General features: G+C 51.6%; 18 protein-coding genes. 9 read left to right on the top strand and 9 right to left on the bottom strand.

Annotated features, from left to right (window positions below):
* Nucleotides 1-60: 60 nt before the first annotated feature.
* The 4 genes from ggt to ACUHMQ_RS01910 form a co-directional block, all read right to left on the bottom strand.
* Nucleotides 61-1,737: a gamma-glutamyltransferase gene (gene ggt / locus ACUHMQ_RS01895; RefSeq protein ID WP_445293747.1), complete on the bottom strand. Its 1,677-nt coding sequence runs from the start codon at nucleotides 1,735-1,737 to the stop codon at nucleotides 61-63.
* A 375-nt stretch (nucleotides 1,738-2,112) separates the two neighbouring features.
* Nucleotides 2,113-4,002 (bottom strand): molecular chaperone HtpG, encoded by a 1,890-nt coding sequence (gene htpG / locus ACUHMQ_RS01900; protein ID WP_445293748.1) that lies wholly within the window; start codon nucleotides 4,000-4,002, stop codon nucleotides 2,113-2,115.
* Nucleotides 4,003-4,303: 301 nt separating this feature from the next.
* The gene (locus tag ACUHMQ_RS01905; RefSeq protein WP_445293749.1) at nucleotides 4,304-4,657 is read right to left on the bottom strand and encodes a hypothetical protein; all 354 of its coding nucleotides are present in this window, start codon (nucleotides 4,655-4,657) and stop codon (nucleotides 4,304-4,306) included.
* Between the two features lie 79 nt (nucleotides 4,658-4,736).
* Entirely contained in the window at nucleotides 4,737-6,692 is a 1,956-nt protein-coding gene (locus ACUHMQ_RS01910; protein WP_445293750.1) for a HAMP domain-containing methyl-accepting chemotaxis protein, read from the bottom strand.
* Between the two features lie 604 nt (nucleotides 6,693-7,296).
* Here ACUHMQ_RS01910 and ACUHMQ_RS01915 point away from each other — a divergent pair.
* Nucleotides 7,297-7,965 carry a hypothetical protein gene (locus ACUHMQ_RS01915; RefSeq protein ID WP_445293751.1) on the top strand — a complete coding sequence of 223 codons (669 nt, stop codon included), beginning with the start codon at nucleotides 7,297-7,299 and terminating at the stop codon, nucleotides 7,963-7,965.
* Nucleotides 7,966-8,017: 52 nt separating this feature from the next.
* Here ACUHMQ_RS01915 and rtcA read toward each other — a convergent pair whose 3' ends face one another.
* Entirely contained in the window at nucleotides 8,018-9,055 is a 1,038-nt protein-coding gene (rtcA, locus tag ACUHMQ_RS01920; RefSeq protein ID WP_445293752.1) for an RNA 3'-terminal phosphate cyclase, read from the bottom strand.
* Between the two features lie 262 nt (nucleotides 9,056-9,317).
* Between rtcA and ACUHMQ_RS01925 the strand changes: the two genes are divergently transcribed.
* The 3 genes from ACUHMQ_RS01925 (at nucleotide 9,318) to ACUHMQ_RS01935 (ending at nucleotide 12,621) form a co-directional block, all read left to right on the top strand.
* Nucleotides 9,318-9,740, top strand: a complete 423-nt coding sequence (locus ACUHMQ_RS01925; RefSeq protein ID WP_445293753.1) for a tail fiber domain-containing protein — start codon at nucleotides 9,318-9,320, stop codon at nucleotides 9,738-9,740.
* Nucleotides 9,741-10,284: 544 nt separating this feature from the next.
* Nucleotides 10,285-10,761: a CesT family type III secretion system chaperone gene (locus tag ACUHMQ_RS01930; RefSeq protein WP_445293754.1), complete on the top strand. Its 477-nt coding sequence runs from the start codon at nucleotides 10,285-10,287 to the stop codon at nucleotides 10,759-10,761.
* A gap of 87 nt (nucleotides 10,762-10,848) precedes the next feature.
* Complete coding sequence (locus ACUHMQ_RS01935) at nucleotides 10,849-12,621, top strand: hypothetical protein (protein WP_445293755.1); 1,773 nt, start codon at nucleotides 10,849-10,851, stop codon at nucleotides 12,619-12,621.
* A gap of 146 nt (nucleotides 12,622-12,767) precedes the next feature.
* On the opposite strand, the gene ACUHMQ_RS01940 is transcribed toward ACUHMQ_RS01935, so the two are convergent.
* Genes ACUHMQ_RS01940 through ACUHMQ_RS01950 form a run of 3 tightly spaced genes read right to left on the bottom strand, consistent with a single transcriptional unit; the run spans nucleotide 12,768 to nucleotide 14,839 of the window.
* On the bottom strand, nucleotides 12,768-13,982 hold the full coding sequence (locus tag ACUHMQ_RS01940) for an RtcB family protein (protein ID WP_445293756.1): 1,215 nt from the start codon (nucleotides 13,980-13,982) through the stop codon (nucleotides 12,768-12,770).
* A 22-nt stretch (nucleotides 13,983-14,004) separates the two neighbouring features.
* Nucleotides 14,005-14,358, bottom strand: a complete 354-nt coding sequence (locus ACUHMQ_RS01945) for a zinc-ribbon domain containing protein (RefSeq protein ID WP_445293757.1) — start codon at nucleotides 14,356-14,358, stop codon at nucleotides 14,005-14,007.
* 4 nt (nucleotides 14,359-14,362) lie between these two features.
* Nucleotides 14,363-14,839 carry a hypothetical protein gene (locus ACUHMQ_RS01950; RefSeq protein WP_445293758.1) on the bottom strand — a complete coding sequence of 159 codons (477 nt, stop codon included), beginning with the start codon at nucleotides 14,837-14,839 and terminating at the stop codon, nucleotides 14,363-14,365.
* 205 nt (nucleotides 14,840-15,044) lie between these two features.
* Between ACUHMQ_RS01950 and rtcR the strand changes: the two genes are divergently transcribed.
* On the top strand, nucleotides 15,045-16,637 hold the full coding sequence (rtcR, locus tag ACUHMQ_RS01955; RefSeq protein ID WP_445293759.1) for an RNA repair transcriptional activator RtcR: 1,593 nt from the start codon (nucleotides 15,045-15,047) through the stop codon (nucleotides 16,635-16,637).
* Nucleotides 16,638-16,652: 15 nt separating this feature from the next.
* Here the strand turns inward: rtcR and ACUHMQ_RS01960 are convergent, their stop codons facing one another.
* Nucleotides 16,653-17,312 (bottom strand): NUDIX hydrolase, encoded by a 660-nt coding sequence (locus tag ACUHMQ_RS01960; protein ID WP_445293760.1) that lies wholly within the window; start codon nucleotides 17,310-17,312, stop codon nucleotides 16,653-16,655.
* Between the two features lie 195 nt (nucleotides 17,313-17,507).
* Between ACUHMQ_RS01960 and ACUHMQ_RS01965 the strand changes: the two genes are divergently transcribed.
* From ACUHMQ_RS01965 to ACUHMQ_RS01980, 4 genes are all read left to right on the top strand, one after another.
* Complete coding sequence (locus ACUHMQ_RS01965; RefSeq protein ID WP_445293761.1) at nucleotides 17,508-18,317, top strand: cysteine hydrolase family protein; 810 nt, start codon at nucleotides 17,508-17,510, stop codon at nucleotides 18,315-18,317.
* 146 nt (nucleotides 18,318-18,463) lie between these two features.
* Nucleotides 18,464-19,672: a nicotinate phosphoribosyltransferase gene (gene pncB, locus ACUHMQ_RS01970; RefSeq protein ID WP_445293762.1), complete on the top strand. Its 1,209-nt coding sequence runs from the start codon at nucleotides 18,464-18,466 to the stop codon at nucleotides 19,670-19,672.
* Nucleotides 19,673-19,683: 11 nt separating this feature from the next.
* Complete coding sequence (locus tag ACUHMQ_RS01975; RefSeq protein ID WP_445293763.1) at nucleotides 19,684-21,369, top strand: NAD+ synthase; 1,686 nt, start codon at nucleotides 19,684-19,686, stop codon at nucleotides 21,367-21,369.
* Nucleotides 21,370-21,537: 168 nt separating this feature from the next.
* Complete coding sequence (locus ACUHMQ_RS01980; RefSeq protein WP_445293764.1) at nucleotides 21,538-22,557, top strand: bifunctional nicotinamide-nucleotide adenylyltransferase/Nudix hydroxylase; 1,020 nt, start codon at nucleotides 21,538-21,540, stop codon at nucleotides 22,555-22,557.
* The last annotated feature ends 16 nt before the right edge of the window (nucleotides 22,558-22,573 follow it).

Here is a 22,573-nt window from a genome sequence, read left to right on the forward strand (position 1 = left end):
AAGTAAGAACGGCTAACAGATGCTTCTGGTGTTGTTAGCCGTGCTTACTCGCAGCATCTCCTATCGAACCACTCGTCCCACGCCACGGCCACGAGGGTCGGAGGCGGTTTCAGGTTCATTGCCGTTGATGCGGATAGCCTGGATATCACCCATTTTCCAGCCTTGGTCTTGCAAGGTGTAACCCATAGTCTTCAGTTCGCTTGCAACCTCGTCGCTAAGCGGGGCATAGCCTTCAAAGTAGATGGTGTCCTTAGGCAGCAGCTGATGGTGTACACGCTGTATGGCTACGGCCTGAGGCAAAGGCATGTTGTAGTCGTAGACGTTGTTCAGCACCTGGAAGATGGAGGTAAAGATACGTGAGCCGCCAGGCGTGCCAATCACCATTACAACCTTGCCGTCGCGCGTCATGATGGTAGGGCTCATCGATGACAACATACGTTTGCCCGGTGCAATGGCATTCGCGTCTTTGCCCACCACGCCAAATGCGTTAGCCACACCGGGTTTGGCGCTGAAGTCGTCCATTTCATCGTTCAGCAGAAAGCCTGCGCCCTTTACGATTACGCCGCTGCCAAAGTCCCAATTCAGCGTATAGGTATTACCTACTGCATTGCCCCATTTGTCCACAATCGAGAAATGCGTGGTTTGGTGTGATTCCAAGCCAGGCCGGACTTTTTCCGTCGGCGAAATAGCACTTGGGTTGATTTCATCGGCACGGCGCTTCAAGTAGGCGGCATCAGTCAGTTGTTCGACGGGTACCTTTGAAAACTCGGGGTCACCCAAATAATCGGCCCGGTCTGCGAACACCCGTTTTTCGATTTCGGAAAGCAGGTGGATATACCGGGCTGAGTTGTGCGCGACATCTTTGAAGTCCGCAGCGCGGTGTTCCTTGATCGTCAGCAACTGTTTGAGTGCAATACCGCCGGAACTAGGTGGTGGTGCTGTGTAAATGGCATTACCGCGCCAATCAATGCGAATCGGTTCGCGCCATTTGGCACGGTAACTGGCAAGGTCTTGCTGGTTGATCAAGCCGCCATCGGTTTCCATTTGTGCTACCAGCAGCTTTGCCGTTTTACCGCGATAGAAGTCACTAGGCCCCTGTTTGGCAATGCGCTGCAGGGTGGCAGCCAGTTCGGGTTGGCGGAAAGTTTCTCCACCCACCATTCTCTTGAAGTAGGTTGAGAAATTGGTTTTGTCTGAAAAAAACTTTACGGCATCGTCCCGGTATTGGAACTGGCCGGGTGCAACAAGGAAGCCATGTTCGGCGTAATGGATGGCGGGTTTGATCAGATCGGCCCATTTGAGCTTGCCAAAGCGTTTATGAGCTTCCCACATTCCCATTACTGTACCGGGTACGCCTGCGGCTTTGGCGCCGATCAGACTCAGGTTCTCAATGACCTCGCCTTGTTCATTTAGGTACATGTTTTTGCTTGCCGCTTTTGGCGCTACTTCGCGGTAATCAAGGAAATAAGGTTTGCCCTTTACAAACAAGGTCATGAAACCCCCACCCCCGATATTGCCAGCCTCTGGGTAGGTCACCGCCAGCGTGAAGGCGGTGGCAACGGCTGCGTCGACAGCATTACCCCCGGCTTTGAGAATGTCGGCGGCGACATCGGTACCATATTGGTCCGGTGCTGCGACGGCACCGGCAGATAGCACAGTGGCAGCAAAGACCGACTGGGTGGCAGACCAGAGTACTGTTGCCACTATGCCGTGGCGTAGTAGGGTGAAGGATTGCATGCATGTCTCCTCGTTATTTTGGGCGATGGCAGTCCAGAGCAGGTATGGACAACAGTTGTGGCCTGACTTGGATGGTGCTGCGCGTGTTATGCCATAAAAATACGCAGAGGGTTCCAACAAGAAGCATGTACAGCTGGCGATGATATTCGATTTAGCAAAGCCACAAACAAAAACACCTATCCATTTGGATAGGTGTTTTCAACGCAATATTGTCGACGTACAGCAGACCTTGTACGACCTGTCCACTATCTGTCGCGAGCAGCTGTCAGCAGAGTGAAGCGCAGCGCAGAAGCCGGAATGTACTTTTGTACATGAGGACTTTGAGCAGCACATGAGCCCTGATCACGGCTGCGCAGCAAGATCGTGTACGGGTGATTAGTTGGACATCGCCAGCATCAACCCATTCAACCGCTTCACAAACCCCGCCGGGTCCTCCAGCGTGCCACCCTCTGCCAGCAGCGCCTGGTCGAACAGGATGTGGCTCCAGTCGCTGAAGCGCTCACCTGCAAGCTCGGCTTTCAGTTTGCCAACCAGGACATGGTCCGGATTGATTTCGAGAATAGGTTTGGTACCCGCGACATTCTGGCCTACCGACTTTAGCAGGCGCTCCATATTGCCACTCATGCCGTGCTCGTCCGCCACCAGGCAAGCCGGGCTGTCGGTCAGGCGATGGGTGATGCGCACTTCCTTCACCTTGTCGCCCAGGGTTTCCTGCACCTTGGCGATCAGGTCTTTGAATGCGTCTGCCTTGGCTTCCTGTTCCTTCTTCTCGGTTTCATCTTCCAGTGCGCCGAGGTCCAAGCCGCCCTTGGCGACAGAGGCCAGTTGCTTGCCGCCGAATTCGGTCAGGCTGCTGGCAAACCATTCATCCACACGATCGCTGAGCAGCAATACCTCAATGCCTTTCTTGCGGAAGATTTCGAGATGCGGACTGTTTTTGGCTGCTGCGAAGGAGTCGGCCGTGACGTAATAGATCTTGTCCTGGCCTTCTTTCATGCGGGCAACGTAGTCGGCCAGCGATACGGTTTGCGCTTCAGTGTCAGCTTGGGTACTGGCAAAGCGCAGCAGACCAGCGATACGTTCCTTGTTGGCAAAATCCTCGCCTACACCTTCTTTCAACACCTTGCCGAATTCCTTCCAGAAGACGACATAGTCGTCCTTGCGGTTTTCGGCGATGTCTTCCAGAAGGCCCAATACCTTCTTGACGCAACCGGCCTTGATGGCGTCGATATCTTTGCTGTGCTGCAGAATTTCCCGCGAGACATTCAGCGGCAGGTCGTTGCTGTCGATCACACCACGGATAAAGCGCAGGTATTGTGGCAACAGTTTTTCAGCATCTTCCATGATGAAGACACGGCGTACGAACAGCTTCACACCGTGGCGACGTTCACGGTCGTATAAATCGAACGGCGCGCGCTTTGGCACATACAGCAGCTCGGTGTATTCCTGGCGGCCTTCCACACGTGCGTGGCTCCAGGCCAGCGGCTCTTCCCAATCATGCGAAACATGCTTGTAGAAGGCTTTGTACTCTTCTTCGGTGATGTCGTTTTTGCTACGCGCCCACAAGGCGTTGGCTTTGTTCACGGTTTCCTGCTCGTCGCTGACGATGATTTCGCCGTTCTCGCCGTAGCTATTGCCCTTCTTCATACGGATGGGCAGGGTAATATGGTCGGAGTATTTCTTGATGATGGACTTCAAACGCCAGTCATCGAGGAATTCGTCTTCGCCTTCCTTCAGATGCAACACAATCTCGGTACCGCGGCTTTCCTTGGCCACGTCTTCCAGCGTGAAATCACCGGCGCCTTCGCTTTCCCAGCGAATAGCGGTGCTGTCGCCAGCACGGCGTGTGGTGAGGCTAACGCGATCGGCCACGATGAAGGCTGAGTAGAAACCCACACCGAACTGGCCAATCAGGTTGGCATCTTTTTGTGCGTCGCCGCTGAGCTTGCCGAAGAATTCCTTGGTACCGGAGCGGGCGATGGTACCAATGTTGGCAATCACTTCATCGCGCGTCATGCCAACGCCGTTGTCACTGATGGTGACGGTGCGGGCTTCTTTGTCGAACGCGACATCGATATGCAGGCTGCCGTCGTTTTCATACAGCGCATCGTTGTTCAGGGCTTCGAACTTCAGTTTGTCACAAGCATCGCTGGCATTGCTGACCAACTCGCGCAGGAAGATTTCCTTGTTGGAATACAAGGAATGGATCATCAGCTGCAGAAGTTGCTTGGTTTCGGCCTGAAAGCCGAGCGTTTGTTTGCTCATAGGAATCACCTTGTTACAGCTTGGGTTTATCAATCCAATGGGCCCAAGATGTGGTCAACTTGGATGATTTCAAGTTACTTTGAGACAGCTTTGATGAAGGGGTATTCGATAGTGGGTAAACCTTGTTGCTGACAGCTGTTAACGAGACGTTGAACAGTGTCTCCAAAAATGAAAAACCGGTGTGAATTGCTCCAGCACCGGTTGATTGATCTGCTTCAAATTTTGTTCAGTACAGCTCGGTTACACCACTTTTTCGCTAATTTGCTTAGCTAGGATGTGCTCCATCTAAGCCCAAGCTGGTTCAGCACTTGTCGAATTCTTCGGCACGATGAGGGTAGGCTTTGCAGAAGTCGGCATCGCCTTTGTCGGTTTTCAGCGCAGCACCATCGAATTTGGCATTGATTACCTTGGATTTTGTCACGTTAAGCCGCTTATTCTCACAGGCATCGGCCGCTGCTTTTTTGCAGGCGCCAGCATCTGCTGCATCGACGAATTCAGTACAGGAGGCCTTACCCTCACATTTCTTATAACTGATGGCTTCCTTACCGGGGCAGGCTGTCCTCGTTACCATCAGTTCGCAATTGCCAGCGAAGGCGCCCACAGCACATAGGCTAAGCACCGTTGCCAGAATCCATTTGCTTGTCAAACATTTCATTGCGTCGCTCCTTGTGTTGTTGGAATTGAAGTAACCGTCTGAATACTTACCACCACAGTGGTTTGTAGCTGGTACTGAATCAATTACGGAAGCGACTGATACTGGCTTCCAGTTTCTGCACAACACTCTCCAGATTGCGCGCCAAGGATGAAGCGTCGTTGGCGGCGCGGGTGTTCTGGTCGACCATCTGGGCAATCTGCTCCACGTTGGCGGCAATCAGGTGGCCTGTCGAGTTCTGTTCTACCAGGGCATCCGAAATGGTATAGACCGTCTTTTCGACTTCTGTGGCACCTTCGGTGATTGTCGACATCGCATCACCCGCTTTTTTGACCAATACGACACCGCTGTCCATTTGGCCAACAGTACTGCGTACAGCCTTTACGGCTGTCTCGACTGAGTCTTGGATGGCGTTGATTTTTTCGACGATGTCTTTGGTTGCCCCGGTAGTCCGTTCCGCAAGCAGGCGTACTTCATCGGCCACAACGGCAAAGCCTCTGCCTTGTTCACCGGCGCGGGCCGCTTCGATAGCTGCATTGAGTGCCAACAGGTTGGTTTGGGCTGCTACCTCCTTGATGACTTGCACGATGCTGGATATCTCTTTGGAACGCTTCCCCAGTTCATCCACCGACATGCCAAGCTGGCTGATTTCGCTGGAAATTGCCGTCATCTCATGGACGGTATTCGTGATGATGTCTGCACCTGCGCGGGCGCTATTACCTGCGTTGTGCGTCAGCTCATGGGCACTGCTGGCACTGTCGCTGACTTGGCTAATACTGGTGGAGAGTTCCTCTATGGCAGAAGCCATGGTGCCGGAGGCGGCACTTTGTTTGATTGATCCATCCGAAACCTGATTGGCAGCTTGCAGCAGGCTGCGGGCTACCTCGGCAATGTTGGTGGATGCTTCACGGGTATCGCGTAGTGCAGCCTGTACGGTTGCCACCAAATGGTTAAAAGACACCGCGGTAGCGGCGACTTCGTCGTTGCCAATCACCTGTACCCGTTGGGTGAAGTCGAGATCGCGCTCGATCTGACTCATCGCACCGGATAGTTGTTTCAATTGTCCGCTGATGGCATGACTGATCCAATAAGCCACGGCGACTGAAACCAAAAGTGCTACCACACCAAATCCCATCAGCAGCCGTTGGCTCCAACTTACGCTGTCATCGGCTGTCTCTTTGGCGTTCAGGGTTAACTCGCTGACGGCTTTATTTAGTACTACCAGTTGGTTGTTGGCACTTTTGCTTGCCTTGCCCATGTCTTGCAGCATCTGGCTTGCATTCTTACGCAACTGGAGTTGCGCTACATACAGCCCTAACAACCCCTTTTCGCCAATTGCCGCCGCTTTCAACCGTGCGGATGCGGCAATGGCTTTGTCAGCCTCAGGCGCTGCAGCAGCGAACTCATCCGCAACGGCGAACTTCGCACCTATTTCCTTGGCTGCGGCATTGACGGCAAAAGGATTAACCTTATCCAAGGCGGCTATTACTGACTTTGAAACTTCCACCGCTGTCTTATCCCATTCCTGGGCTTTGGGGTTTTTCGTTTCGGCCAGTAGCGCACTGAGTTCATCCCCCATATCGCCCAGTTCCCGCTTTTGCTTGGTGACCAATAGCCCCTTCTCCACATCATCGCGATGTGCCTGTAAGACCTTAGGCCCCATGTCGAAGATTTGTGCGCTGGCACTGTGGCCACTGTTGAATGCTTGCAGGATATTTGGGTCGGACTCGGCCAGCTTGTTCAGCGCTTGGGATGCGGAGTCATACTGTGCTTTGGCAGTTTGAAATTCCGCTTCAATGGCTGTTAATTCACTGGGGGTGCTGGATTGATAATGCAGCATCACGGCGGCTCGGGCTTCCAGCGTTGCCGCTTGCATACGTGCACTGGCGTCAATCATAGGTGCAGCACCATCAGTAACAGCCAGAAGGTTGCTGTTTACTTTGCTAAGGCCTACCAGACCGACAATGACGATACCTGCTGCAAGTAGCAGGACAGCCATAAAGCCACCAGCAATGCGTGTCGCCACGGTTAGACGCATGTCGTTACCCCCGTAATGCCAGTACTTCGAAGGCAATCCAAGACAACCTTCTTTGCTAGCGGTACTTTTGCAGTAATAAGAAATGCTCACGGTACTCGCTGCACTATAGAACAACAGTTTGCTGGTACCAGCAAACCGTTAGAACCATACGACTGTGTAGCGGCAGGGATCATTGAGCGACTGCAATTTTTAATAGTTGGAAATCTATTTCTGAACGTTTTGTTTAAAGGAATGACAGATAGGGGCTGAGCGGATAAGAACCTGTTCATGATCTAACTACGCAGCCGTAATCAGGGCTTATGTGCTGCTCTGCACCTTGCTGACAGCAGCTCGTGACAAATCTTGAACAAGTTATAAGAAGCGTCTGCTCACGTTGTATTGCTTTGAAAACACGGAACGAAAAAAGGCTTATGAGAGCGTGTTCACAGTCTCTCGAGCTAATGCGAGACAAGGTGAAAACAGCCGAGGAAGCGGAGTTTACTCAAGGTAAATGAGCATTCCGAGGGGGTTTTCAACGCCGTATTGCTGACGCGCAGAAGACTTTGAACAGGTTCTGAGAAAAAGCCTGTGGCATTGCCCACTAGTTCATCTGGGAGAGAAAGAAATGAACGGTCAAAATCTTGCCTTTATTACCGATCCGGCTTGGTATATCGGGCAGCGGGCTATCAATAGTCTGGCTTGGTTCCACTTCAGCAATATCAGAGAGCAGCAGAATAATCAGCTCTACATGGAGCTTATTGCGCGTAAACAAGGCGCTTTCGATCTGCAGGAAATGAAGCGGTCCAAGCAGGATGGTTTGTCCTCAAGACAGGTCATCTTGGCCCCGGTGAGGCAGGGCGATATACGTGATCCTGTTATCAACGCTTACTGGTGCCCTTTTATTCAGGGCATGGTCCTGCCTGGCTATGTTGATGTGCCGAGAAGGAACCCAGCACACAGATTCATATTTACCGCCGCCATGAATGGCTGTGCCCTGGTGGTAACGGAATCGCCACTCGGTGCGCATATGATGCGGGTCTACCATCATCAGCATCCTGGCAGCCAACCTGTCAACGACCTCATAAAGGCGCAGGGACAGGAAGTTATTTCCTACATTGCTTTCGATGACTATGGGCGAGACAACGGCAGTCTTCCTGCGCCTAATGGCTTCAATTTCCTCTATTACCGCAAAGGTGGTTGGCGTTTCGCCTTGCAGCCACAGCTTTTCAATATGGTGACGCAAGAAGTTTGGCTTAACCCTGGTATCCAAACCAGTCTTCTCGATGCCTACTGAAGTAGTGGCAGTGCAGTACTATTTGCCGGCGTGCAGCAGACCTTGGCAGGTTCTAGGAGATCTCAATGCGTACGACTCCTCCATCCAGTTCGTGAATCTGAATCTCCACCGGCAGGAATTTCTCGATGACGGTGATGTTTGTACGCAGATGCGATGAGGCTGTGGTAGCGGTAAATGCGCCGCCACCTGCCAATGCCATAGGTAGCAGTAGCTGGTCGGCCAAGTATTCACCGACTACGGCAGAGCTTTGCAGATACTGTAGGGCTTCCTGGACAGCAGTTGCGGCCACAGTTTCAGCAGATATACCGCGTTCACCGAAGGCCGTGAACAACTCGGTTATTTCGGCATAGCGGGCTTCAATCATCAGCACATTACCCGGTCCTTCCTCTTGAGGGAGTTCGCGAACCTTGCTATCTGTGCAATCGAGCTGTTCCGTAACCTTGTCCAACTCCCGTCTCGCTATACCACTCGGTACCCCGGCTACCAAAGCTTCCGCACATAGTGCTTGGCGTTCACCGCGTTCAAGCAAGGTAATTGGCTTCAGGATGCTACTTCCTTCGATCCGGGCAAGTACTTCGCCACCACCGGCAGGGTAGAAGCCATGCCGGTTCAACCGTATGGACTGTGTTACACCCATACGCGCCAACAGCGGTAACCAGCAGCGAATCAAAAAGTCAGCTGGCGGTGCGGCTTTATTGTGTGTCCCACCGCTGACTGACACGGTACTGGAACCATTGGCAAACCATAGGGCGGGCAGAATGGTTTGCAGCACCAGAGTGCTGCTGCCTGCGCTGCCAATGGCAAATCGATAATCACCTGCGCGAATCGGGCCGGGTTCGAATCGTAAGGCCTGCGAACCCAATTTCGCCCCCTGCACCTTGGCATTTGAAACAGTGCTTGCAGCTAGAACGGCAGTGAGATGTTGCCGCAGCAGGCCCGGTTTGCTGCGTTTGGCGCGGACACGTTCGATCTTGAAGGGGGTGCCAGTAATCATTGACAGTGCTAACGCTGTACGCAGTACTTGGCCTCCACCTTCGCCGTGCGATCCATCGAGTTCAATAAGGTCTTGTCGTAATACTTGGTTTTTCATTGTTTTTTCAGTTTCCGGGTTGTTGTCATGCGGCTTAATTTAAGGCCTAGCAGGGGGTAGTAAATTGGCTATGGCAAATGTCTCGATTTGCTGGGTAGGTAATTGAAATATAAATAATCTTGTTGGTCTGAAGTTAAAAGGTGATATGCAATACCTATTTATATATTTTCTGCTTTGAATTGACATGAAACTGGGCTGTGTTAAAAACAACGCCCCACGAATACCGTACGCAACTGTGCGTACAAAAAACAAGAGAGAAAAAATGCGAAAAACAGGTTTCAAATTAGTTGTGAGTCTTTTGCTTTCAACTCTGGCTTTTGCTTATGCTGCAGAATCAGACAAGTCGGAGAAAAAGAAGTCTCCCTATGATAATTGTGGTTGGAATTGTTTGGGGTGGGTTTGGAGTGATCAAACTCTGAAAAACACCATTGTGCCACTTGAAAATGTATCTGAATCCATGGAGCAATTGAAGGCTTATTCCTATACATGGAATGAGAGTGGTGAAACATCGTTGGGTTTGATAGCACAAAATGTAGAACAGGCAGATCCACGTTTGGTAAGGACGACTGAATCGGGTTTGAAACAAATCTATGTTCCTGGTGTAGTTGCATTACTATTGGCAGAAGTAAAAGCCTTGCGTGCTGAGGTAAATACCTTGAAGGCTCAGCAAGGTAATAATCTTTAATGATTTAGTTAAAGCCTGCTACGTATCTGCAATACTGCGTTAAAAGCCATTTGGAATACTCAGCGATTAGATGTGAGCCTCGCTTCCTTGGGTATTTTGCTTTGCCTTATCCTAGCTTCGAAGACATTGAGCAAGCTCTCACAGCTTGTTCAATGTCTGCCGTACGTCAGCAATATGGGCATTAGAAAAATTTCTATAGGCCCGGTCTACCCTGTGTAAATCCTCTATCCTTGGTGTTTTCCCCAGGGCCTGCTTCACCTACGCCAATCTAAAGCCGTAATGCCTGCAAGATATGGGTATAAGCCAAAGCTTTTACCAATCGCTTTAGTGTTTCTTTCACGGTGGATGCTTTTTTCTAAAGAAGTGGCCAAAATTTGAAAGAGATATTTTCATTATTTGTCTAGTCTCTGTAACGTAATTATTTGATTTTACATTGCATGTTTGCACATGACTGGACGGTGACATGCAAATCTTTTAATTAAATTAGATGCTGTTAACTACTTGTTAGCTTACCTAATTTTGGTGAGTTATGTACAGCATATTTATGCTTTACGCTGCTTTAATAAAAGTGTTGGTGAAAGGATTTTTATTTATGTCAGATTTACGGTCGTTTCATCAAGCTGTTGGTGAGTTACTGAGGCATGTTGGTTTTTCGGCGAGTGATATTGCACCCGATCAGGAAGTGATCAGCTTAACGGTAGACGAGCGTTTTTCTGTTCATTTCGGATATATCGATCATGCCAGCTGGTTTATGTTGGCTGATCTTGGCGTTAATACTCCTGAGCAGAGCAGTAAGCGCTACGCAGATTTTTTGCGACTTAATCAAATTGCAGGACAGCGCTGGCAGCCGGTCGTGGCATTGGATGTGGAAGATCGCCTCTGTTGCTGGCTGCGAATACCGTTACAAAGCTATGACGTCCCTGTATTAAGCGAAGCTTTTGACACGCTGATGACAACGGTTGAAACCTTGCTCGCCAGCAATCAAGCGCCCTCACCGCGTGAATTTATTCCTTATCGTTAATTAAACCAAGTTCCGAATAGGTTTGGTTTTTAAAAGCTAAACCTAGCCATAAGCCCATTTGGGTAACCTGCTAAGAAAGTCGAGACTATGAGCACTATTAACACCAATATACAGCCACGAACAATCAGTCCTGATAATTTATCTAAAGAGTTACAAAAGCTAACTGCAGATACCAACTTTAATCAGGGTACTGCCCGTATTGGTATGGCGAAAGACGGTGCCCTAGTAATTTACACAGGCCGTTCTTATTTGCTGCATCCAGAGCAGACTCAACGTGCTCATCAATTTCTTCGGGATAACCAACTAACAGTTTCACCGCGTTACGATTCAAAAGAGATACGACTCGATAAAGTTTCGAATGGATTAACCAATAAGCTTGAAAATATAAGACAACAACAAGTCCAGGCAGCAAGAGACGCCGGGTTATTAGGTTTGGCTGTATCGCCAACTACTGCGGGAGAGTTTGCTGAGAAGGTAGTATTTGATGGAATAGGTCGCATTGTTGGATTAAAAGCAGCGTTGCAATCGGAAGAGGTTCAGCAACTGCAGCAGAAGCAAACTACTTCACTTACCCAACTTAATGCTGCTGGACCAAGAGAAGCACCTAAGACTGAAGCAGAGAGTCTGATTACGTTTGTAAGTGTATTGCGTAATGCCAAGGGCCCAGAAGCGGCTGCCTTGGCGGATCGAGCTCAAACCTTGTGGTTGAGCGGCAAAGTCAATACTCAAGAAAGCATAGCGCTGTACACAGATGCGGTGAAACAGTTGCAGAGTCAACCAGAGCTATGCCAAATGGCCGAGACTTTGTTGGTTGATGCACAGACGCAAAAAATGCCGGGGCAATATATCGACAGTTTATTTGGACGTTATTTTGATTCCGAGTTTGCCCATGAGTTGGTGCGCAATCCATCTAGCAATGCAAAGGAAACTTCCGCTCAGATTGGCCAATTTCTTGTGAAGGAATTTGACGATTGGTTTGCCGCTTTACCAGAGACTAGTACTCCACGCGAAAAACGCCTTGATGACAAGATGCAAGCCTTCGCCAAGGAAATTCAGAAGGATACTCGTCCTTGGTTCAGCCAAGTGCCTGAAGTAGCAATATTCCTGGCGAAGCCCAGCTATGAGAACTTCACAGAGATGATGACGAAGGTTGACGATGGGTTTGGCATGATCAAGGTTCCATTTCTAGCTGTGAAGATGGCCACGACCGAAGGTATGGGCATCAATTACTCTCAGTGGAAGATGGATGGTGACCGTTTTTATCAGACTGAGATTACAAAAGCTCGCTCTACAGGTGATCAACTAGGTGCTGGTACTGCGGATTCTTATCAGGTTAAACTGAAGGAACAGAAAACAAGTAGTTATGGCACGATGTTGCCGCATCAGCCAATCGGACAGCGTTACGAGGCTTTCCAGGAAGGCCGAAATGTTGCGGCAGGTAGGATATTAGCTCAAGGCAAGGAAACTCTTTTCGAGAAGAATGCTTTAGCACAAGGGCTTACTGTGGTTAGTGGCACTTCAGGTTCCACCAATATTATGGCTCACTTGGATAAGTATATCGCTAGCAAGATGCCTGAGTTTTCAGAACAACAAGCCTATCTCAACACACTAGCCTTCCTGGTGTTCGATGGCGGCCATTCAGTCAACGAGAGTCTGGTGGTCTACCAAGCTCTGAATGGGCCCGTAGATCAACGTAAACAAATCTTGAATAGTTACACAGCTAATTACCGCGATCTGGTAAGCATAGCGCCTGATTCCGATAAGGAAGCCATTGGCCGAGCGCTGGGCAGTGCATTCGATAAGACCTTGGCACTGCATCAGCAACTTCAACAGCAAACTCAACAGCGAGTTGGTGCTTAATCTTCAATAGCCGAAGCCAGTAATTTTTTTGGCTTCACGTTGATATATTAGAACTGGGCGGCAATCCATTGGGTTGTCGCCCAGTTCCTTGTTGATGCACCTGGGTCGGTATGCGGTGATGGGTGTCGGCCCATATCCCCTCAGATCTATCCCTTCACGCACACCACCTGTCGTAAGGTATGTACCACCTCCACGAGTTCTGACTGTGCAGTCATGACCGTATCGATATCCTTGTAAGCCATCGGAATTTCATCGATCACATCCTCGTCTTTCCGGCATTCCACATGAGCGGTTGCTTTGATCTGGTCTTCAATCGTGAAGCGTTTTTTTGCCTGGGTCCTGCTCATTGTCCGGCCAGCCCCGTGGCTGCATGAACAGAAGGCTTCCTCGTTCCCCAATCCACGTACGATGAAGCTCTTCGCACCCATTGAGCCGGGGATGATGCCAAGCTGGCCTTTCTGTGCGGATACAGCGCCTTTTCGGGTTACCAAGACTTCACGGCCGAAGTGGGTTTCCTTCTGGACATAGTTGTGGTGGCAGTTCACAGCCTCCACATCGGCTGAAAATGGCTTGGTGATGATCTTTCGTGCAGCAGCAATCACGTTTTGCATCATCACGGCACGGTTACGGCGAGCAAAGTCCTGTGCCCAACCTACAGCTTCTACATAGTCCTCGAAGTGCTGGCTTCCCTCTTCAAAATACGCCAGGTCGCGGTGCGGCAGGTTGGCAATGTGTTGGCGCATATCAGCCTGGGCTAGTTCGATGAACAGGTTCCCGATCGCGTTACCAACGCCGCGTGAACCCGAGTGCAGCATGAACCAAACCCGGTTTTCCTCGTCGAGGCAGACTTCGATGAAGTGGTTACCGGTACCTAGTGTTCCCAGGTGCTTATGGTTGTTGGTGTTATTGAGGCGCGGATATTTTTCGGTGATGCGTTTGAAGCCGCCTACCAACTCACCCCACATGGCATCCACTGTTTCAGGTGGAGTATCCCAGCTACCTTTGTCGCGCTTCCCCATGGTTCTTCCATGCGGTACGGCAGCTTCGATGGCTGAACGCAAACCTGCGAGGTTATCGGGCAGGTCGGCAGCAGTCAGCGTTGTACGGGCCGCCATCATTCCGCAACCGATATCCACCCCTACTGCAGCTGGAATGATTGCACCAAGTGTTGGTATCACGCTGCCGATAGTCGATCCTTTACCAAGATGGACATCCGGCATGACGGCCAGATGCTTGTAAATAAAAGGCATCTTGGCGGTCTGCATAAGTTGCTGGCGGGCTTCTTCTTCCACAGGTACGCCTTGCGTCCACATCTTGATGGGTACACCGTTTTCAACGGAGAGAAGGTTATAGTTCTTCATACTATTTCTTTCATTCAATGACTTATCGTCCACTCAATGCCAACCTGCGCTCACGTTGGCAAGTCAGGCACCTTACTGCGGTGGAATACACATAGCCTTTGGCGGTTTCGTACAACCATTGCTGTTGTTCGGCTGACCAGACCTGCTTGACTCCGCAGTCACGGCAGACAAAGCAAAGGTCCTCGTAGTAGCCCAGTCCTATGAACAGCGGTACGTCGTAGCTATTGAAGTGTGCCAATGCTGCCGGGTTGACCGGCAATGTCGCCATGGGGCGGGGTTGTCCACTGATATCAATCAGCACAGCCTTGGTAATTGTGTCTCTACGCATTTTGCGACGCGCCATAATGGCGGTGCGTTTTTGCTTTCCACTTTGCATTTGCTTACTTCTGCCTACGTTCTGCGTGTGATGTGGAACAGTACTGCGCCAAGTATTCCCATCCCCATAAAGCTTGACCTCCCTCGTGGTTACATAGATAGGCGAGGCGGCCGGGAACGATAGAGAGGAACCCTTCTGTCAGCACTGTTTCGATCCGGTAACCACTGGACTTGATAGTGAGCGGGTGAATGCTCAGAACATTGTTTAATTGGTCACGGTAGGCATGGCCGGCAAACGTATCGAGCACCGTTACTAGTTGTGTGGCCATTGGTGAGCCCAGCATTTGTTGGACTAACTCAGGCAGCCCCTTTGTTGGCCATTCCCCATACGTGTCAGTACTTGGCCAGACATCGAATGGAGATATTTTTCGCCATCGTTTTTCGCTGTGGGCCAGCAGGTATGACCACCGTTTGGCATGAATGGGAGCCAGATGTTTGAAGGTGGTGGTCAGGTCTTGGTAGATCGTTTCGTCAATTTTCATGGCACGTATATTTCGCTTGAGGTCTTCTCACAGTCTTTGGGAGACTATTGCGAGATGTGTGCCAGTTCTTTGGTAGGTGCTTGGTTTTTATTTAAGTTATTGTTTTTTTAAAATATTTGTCTTATGTGGAAAGTTTTTCCTAATCTGACAATTTCAAATTTTAGCTACTATAAAATAGTGATTTATCTAAAAAAATAAGAGTGGTATGAAAAAGACCGTGGTAGTTGGTTTCGCAGGTACCGTACTCGACTATGTCGGTAAGGGTGGGCAGCGTTGGGAGAAGTGGCGCCCTACGGTAGGTCTATGTATGCAGGAAGACTTGTTGGTGGATCGGTTGGAGCTGCTGCATGACTCGCGTAGTCGTGGCTTGTTTGAGCGGTTGAAGCAGGACATCGAATCGGTATCGCCCGATACGGAAGTAAGGAGTGTCGAGGTCAATTTACGAGACCCTTGGGACTTCGAGGAGGTGTACGCGGCGCTGCATGACTTCGCTCAGGGTTACGACTTCGATACTGAAATGGAGTACTACCTGATCCATATCACCACTGGTACGCACGTTGCGCAGATTTGCTGGTTTCTGCTGGCCGAGGCGCGTTACCTGCCGGCCAAATTGTTGCAAACCTCACCGCCGCGTAAGCGTGAAGGAGAGGGGGTGGAAGGTCGTTATTCGCTGATCGACCTGGATCTATCCCGTTACAACAAGATCGCCGCCCGTTTTGCCCGTGAACATGAAGAGACGGTGTCCTTTCTGAAGTCGGGTATTGCCACACGTAATGCCAGTTTCAACCGAATGATCGAGCAGATAGAACGGGTAGCCGTTCGTTCCAAGGCGCCCATCCTGCTTTGCGGTCCGACTGGGGCGGGTAAGTCTTTTCTGGCCCGACGGGTATATGAAATGAAGAAAGCGCGCCATCAGCTAGCGGGGCGCTTTGTAGAGGTGAATTGCGCCACATTGCGGGGCGACAGCGCGATGTCGGCCTTGTTTGGCCATGTGAAAGGCGCATTCACAGGGGCGCAGACGGAGCGGTCGGGTCTGCTGCGTAGTGCTGATGGTGGTTTGCTGTTTCTGGATGAAATCGGCGAGCTGGGGCTGGATGAGCAGGCCATGCTGCTCAAAGCGATTGAAGAGAAGCGTTTCTTTCCGTTTGGTAGTGACCGCGAGGCAGAAAGCAACTTTCAGCTGATTGCAGGTACGGTGCGTGACCTCAAGCAATGGGTGGCGGAGGGAAAGTTTCGTGAAGATTTATACGCACGGATAAATCTTTGGACTTACGAATTACCTGGGCTCGCTGCACGTACGGAGGACATCGAGCCCAATCTCGCGTTTGAGCTGGAGCGTTTCGCACGGGACCAGGGTGAGCAAGTGCGTTTCAATGCGGAAGCCAAGCGTGCATATCTACGCTTTGCGACCATGTCTGAAGCCAAATGGTCGGGCAACTTTCGCGAATTGTCCGCATCGGTTACCCGTATGGCGACATTGGCAGATGCGGGGCGTATTACCGAGGCGGGAGTTGAAGAAGAGGTGCAACGCTTGCAACGTGCTTGGCACGGTCAGACAGCAAATTCACTGGATGAAATATTGGGTAGTAAAGCTGTGGAAATCGACCTATTTGACCGTCTGCAGTTGGAGCGGGTGATCGAGGTCTGTCAGCAAGCGAGTTCCCTGTCCGATGCGGGCCGCCGCCTGTTCGAAGTATCGCGGCAGGAGAAAGCCACGGCTAACGATGCCGACCGGTTACGCAAATATCTGGCTCGGTTTGGTCTTGATTGGCGGCAGGTAAAGAACGTGGATCGATAGGTGTAAAAGTCGCTATCACATGGTCTTGTCAAAAATCGCCAGCTGCTTGTTTGGCCGCAACCGATACAGCTGCGCCGGTCGGTGTTTTCCTTGGCGGATGGCATCGGGGACCGCTTCAAGAAAGTCCAGATCGGGTAACTTGCGGCGGAACACACTCTTGTCCAATGTTGTGCCCAGAATGTGCTCGTAGGTTTGCTGCAGTTCTGTCAGTGTAAACAATGGCGGCAACAGGTGGCAGGGCAGGGCAGAGTAACTGGACTTGTCACGCAGGCGTTGTACCGCATGGGCCACGATGCGGTTGTGATCAAACGGCAAGTCGGGTAGTGCATCGATGGCAAGCAGTTCAAAGCGATGTCCGGCACTGGGTGCTATCAGGCTTTCGTGTACCAAAGCGTAATAGGTAATGCTGACCGACCAGCCGCGTGGATCGCGCACGCCGCCGCTAAAGGTGAAGAGTTGTTCCAGGTAGGGCGAGACGATGCCGGTCTTCTCCCGCAATACGCGTTCCGCAGCTGCCAGTGCGTCACGGTCTTCGGCTGGATGCAGATAGCCACCGGGCAGGGCCAGTTGCTGGGCATAGGGCTCCTGATCACGCCGTAGTAGTACGATTTTCAATGTGCTCTGGCTCAACGTGAACAACACGATATCTACGCTGACGATGATGGATTGCTTCATTGGTGTACCTCTTTATTAGATTCATTTTAACACTAACAAAGCAGCCTATTCCCTGGGAAAGCATATTCAAATGATAGAAATCCCAAAGCTTACCTTCGAAATATTATGTGACCTAATGAAAACACTTAGTGTCAATGTGAAACTAAGTGTGTCAGAATCTGCTCATCCAATTCGGCCAATGCCGGGGAAGCCAGCATGCATACCTTGGGTACGACCCATCTTCTGATCATTGATCCACAAAATGATTTTTGTGATATCCCTGGTGCTGCGCTGCCTGTACCGGGTGCAAATGCCGATCTGAACCGGGTGGCTGCGTTGGTTGCGCGTTTGGAGAGCCATATCGATGCCATCCATGTCACATTGGACAGCCACAACCCTCTCGATATTGCGCACCCAGCCTGGTGGCAAAATGCGGTAGGGGAATTGCCTGCGCCATTCACAGTTATCAGCGAGGCAGATGTTGCCGGCGGTTTATGGCAGGTGCGTGATCCGGTCAAGCAGGTCACGAGTCTGGCCTATGTGAAGACTTTGGCGGAGCGTGGCCGCTACCAGCTGATGGTTTGGCCCGAGCACTGCCTGATAGGCAGCTGGGGGCATAGCGTGCATGCCGGTTTGTTCGATGCGTTGATCCATTGGGGGCGCAAGCAGTTGAAGACAGTGAACTATGTAGGCAAGGGCCAGAACCCGGCTACTGAACACTATTCAGCCATCCAGGCGGAAGTTCCCAGCGTTGACGACCCGGCTACTCAGTCCAACCAGGACCTGCTGGGGCGGTTGGCGCAGGCAGATACCATTCTGGTCGTTGGCGAAGCGCTGTCGCACTGCGTAGCTAGTACGGTACGCGATATTGCTGACTATTTGGGGGCTGCCCAAATTGGGAAATTGGTACTGCTTACCGATTGTATGAGCCCAGTACAAGGGTTCGAACAAGCAGGTACGGCGTTTATTGCGGAAATGGCTGGGCGCGGTGTGCGTATTCAGAAGAGTAGCGATATTTCACTGTAGGAATCTGCTACTGCCGTAATCAGAACTTATACCTGCTCAAAAGGCTTGTACTCTCATATATCCCAAGCATTTTTACCTCGTGCACTATCTAGGTAGGTCGCGGTTCGCTGTAGATTGAACAAGTACTTAGCAATACTAGGAAAACCATGCGTGTAACTGACCCCGTCATCCAGTCGTTGCTCGACAACGATCTCTACAAATTCACGATGATGCAGACCATTCTGCATCAGAACCCCGAAGCGCAAGCGGAGTACGCCTTCAAGTGCCGTAACAAGCCGGAGATCCCATTGTCCGGGCTGCGGGCGGAGATTGAAGCGCAATTGGATCACTTGTGCAGCCTGCGTTTTAGCGAGGATGAGCTGGCGTATCTTGGCGGGTTGCGGTTTATCAAGTCGGACTTTATCGATTTTCTGCGGTTGTTCCAGTTACAACGCCGGTTTATTGAAGTATCGGTGCCAGAGGACAAGCCCGAGGAGTTGGCTATCCGCGTGAAGGGCCCGATGCTGCATTGCATGTTGTTCGAAATCTACGTGCTGGCTATCGTCAATGAAGTCTACTTTCGGCAGTTTCCATCGGAACCGAGTTGGGCAGAGGGTGAAGTACGGCTGGCTGCCAAGTTGGACCGGCTTAAGGCGTTTGCCAGCGGACCAGAGCGGCGCAACCCGTTTGTCTTTTTCGATTTCGGTACCCGCCGGCGTTATTCGCGGGTGTGGCATGAAGAGGTCGTGGCGACATTGGCCCGCGAGGCTGCGTCCCTTATGCGAGGTACCAGCAATGTGCTGCTGGCCAAGCGCTATGGCCTTACTCCCATTGGTACGATGGCGCACGAGTACCTGCAGGCGTTCCAGGCGTTTGGTTCGCGCCTGCGTGATTTTCAGCGCAATGCCTTGGAACACTGGGTGCATGAATACCGTGGCGATCTTGGCATTGCATTGACTGACGTGGTGGGTACCGATGCCTTCCTGCGCGACTTCGATCTTTACTTCTGCAAGCTGTTCGATGGCTTACGTCATGATTCAGGCGATCCGTTTGTGTGGGGTGAAAAGGCGCTGGCGCATTACCACAAACTACGTATCGACCCGGCCAGCAAGATGTTTGTTTTCAGCGATGGCCTCGATATGGAAGGCGCATTCGCCCTGTACCACCACTTTGCAGACCGTGTACGTACGGGGTTTGGCATAGGTACCAGCCTGTCCAACGACTGCGGCAAGGAGCCGTTGCAGATTGTGATGAAACTGGTGCGATGCAATTACCAGCCGGTAGCCAAGGTGAGCGACAGTCCGGGCAAAGGTATGTGCGAGGACGCGAACTTCCTGAACTACCTGCGTGACGTATTTGAGATTGAACAACAGTAAGCAATGTACCTATGGCTCTTAACATCGCCCTTGCACAACTGAACTACAAGCTGTGTGATTTCACCGGTAATCTGGTCCGTATCCGGCGTGCCATCGAACAATCGGCAAGCGCGGACCTGATTGTCTTCAGCGAGCTCTGCCTCTCAGGCTACTACCCGCAGGATATGGTTGAGGAACCCGGGTTTCTCGCGCGTCAGCAAGCCGTGCTGGACCAGTTGCTGGCCCTTTCGCGCCAGACCGCGGCGGCCTTGGTGGTCGGTGCAGTCACACCCAATACCGGCATGGGCAAACCGCTGCACAACAGCCTGTTGATGATTCGGCAGGGTGAAGTGGTGCTGACTTATCACAAGCAGTTACTCCCCACTTACAACATTTTCGACGAGCGCCGCCATTTCGAGCCAGGGCCAGATGCACCAGCTGTACTGGTGTTCAACGGTAAGCGTATTGGTTTTCTGATTTGTGAAGATGCCTGGAATAACGGTGGCAACGATTACACCATCGACCCTGTGCAGGCGCTGGCCAAGGCTGGAGTAGACCTGATCGTCAGCATCAACGCGAGTCCCAGTAATGTCGGCAAGCCTGCGCAACGGCATGGTTTGTTTGCCGATATGGCACGGCGCAGCGGTGTGCCCTTGGTGTATGTGAATCAGGTAGGGGGCAACGATCAAATCGTGTTCGATGGTGGTTCGTTCGTGGTGGACCCATCCCATGGGGTGGTGCATCAGCTGCCGTTGTTCGAGGAGGCTACCGAATCGTTGTATTTCGATGGATGCTTTCATCTGAATAACCAATCGCTGACTGTACCCGTCAGCGCAGCTATGGAAGAAGACAGCGAGTTCTACTACCGCCAGATTGTGCTGGGCTTGCGTGACTATGCCGCCAAGGTGGGCTTTCGGCAGGTTGTGATTGGCAGTTCGGGTGGTATCGACAGTGCCTTGACGCTGGCGCTGGCAGCCGATGCGCTGGGTGCAGAGAATGTTGTTGCCATTACGATGCCGTCGCAATATTCCAGTGTTGGCAGTGTGTCTGACTCGGTAGATCTGTGCCGTAACATCGGCGTAAGCCTGCTCGAACACCCTATCGCTGAGCTCGTTGGGAATTATCGTGGCGGTTTCGAGCACAATTTTGCGACCAAGCCATCACGGCTAACGGTGGAAAACCTCCAGGCCCGTATTCGCGGCACCATATTGATGGAGTATGCCAACCACTTCGGCCATCTGCTCCTGACAACGGGCAACAAATCCGAGATATCGGTGGGTTATTGCACCTTGTACGGCGATACCAATGGCGGCTTGAATATTATTGGCGACCTTTACAAAACCGAAGTATTTGCCCTGGCCCGTTACTACAACCAGCATCACGGCTGCGAGTTTATTCCGCTCGCCATCATCAACAAGGAACCCTCGGCCGAACTATCGGAAGGGCAGAAGGATACCGATTCCCTGCCACCTTATCCGGTGCTCGATGAAATCCTGAAGCTGCATATCGAAGGCGCACGCTTGCGGCCAGTTGAATACAGCGCCGCTCAGGCGTTTGTGCAGCAGCTGCAGCAGAATGGTGAGCAGGCGACGATAGACCGTATTCTGGGCTTGATCGCCAAGTCCGAATTCAAACGCCGGCAGGCTCCACCAATTATCCGGGTTCGTAACAGAGCCTTTGGCAATGGCAGGCAGATGCCAATAGCGGCGCAGCATTGAGCTGAGTTTTTCAAAGCCTGCTATACGTCAACAATATGGCGTTGGCAAAATCCCCGAAATGCTCATTTGCTCAGCAGCAGTAAATGCGGGTATGTGATTGCACTAAGCTGAATCTCGACTAGTTTACTTATCGAATTCTTGGCCCGATAAAATCAGGATATCTATTCCATGAACTTCGACGCGCTGGTCTACATCGGCCGTTTCCAACCTTTTCATAACAGCCATCTTGCCTTACTGAGGCAGGCTTTGGCGCAAGCACCGAAGGTGGTGCTGGTGTTGGGGTCTGCTTTCAGCCCGCGAAGTACGCGTAACCCATTCAATGTGGAAGAACGCCGGCAATTGATCGTTGCCAGCTTGGGAGCCGATGCGGACAGAGTTTGTTTTGTACCGATACGCGACTATTACGATGGCGAGCGATGGAGCGCCGCGGTGCTGAAGGCGGTGACTGCCGCCTTGCCTGCTGGGGCACGCATGGGTTTGTTCGGCCACTACAAGGACGATAGCTCTGCCTACCTTGAAGACTTCCCCACCTGGCCGCTGGTGCATACCGCCAATGTGGGTGGCCTGAACGCTGCCGATCTACGCAGACAATGGTTTGATAGCGCCGGGGCAGTGAGTGCCATGAGCCAACATCTACCCAAGCCAGTTTGTGATTTCTTGCAGACATTCGCCCAAAGCGAGGCGTTTGCCGAGCTGCTGGCTGAATACCGGTATCTGGCGGACTATCGCAAGACATGGTCGGTTGCTCCCTACCCGCCAGTGTTTGTCACCGCCGACGCGGTGGTGCGCTGTTGCGAACATGTATTATTGATTCAACGAGGGGGCATGCCTGGGCGAGGCTGCTGGGCGCTACCCGGTGGATTCCTGGACCAGCGCGAGCGGCTTGCTGATGCTTCCATCCGTGAATTGAGGGAAGAAACCAAGTTGGCTGTGCCAGAAGCCACTTTGCGAGCCGCCCTGTGTGACAGAGCGCTATTCGACCACCCGGATAGAAGCGTGCGAGGCAGAACCTTGACCCAGGCGTTCTATTACCAGTTGCCGTTATCAGCGCTGACCGCAATCGAAGCAGCGGACGATGCAAAAGCTGCCCGTTGGGTACCTATCAGCGCATTGGCAGCGATGGAATCACAGATGTTCGAGGATCATTTCATGATTCTCGATCGATTTATTGGGCTGCTACCAAACTAAACCGCCCAAAAGAGCG

This window comes from Chitinimonas violaceus (assembly GCF_052601015.1).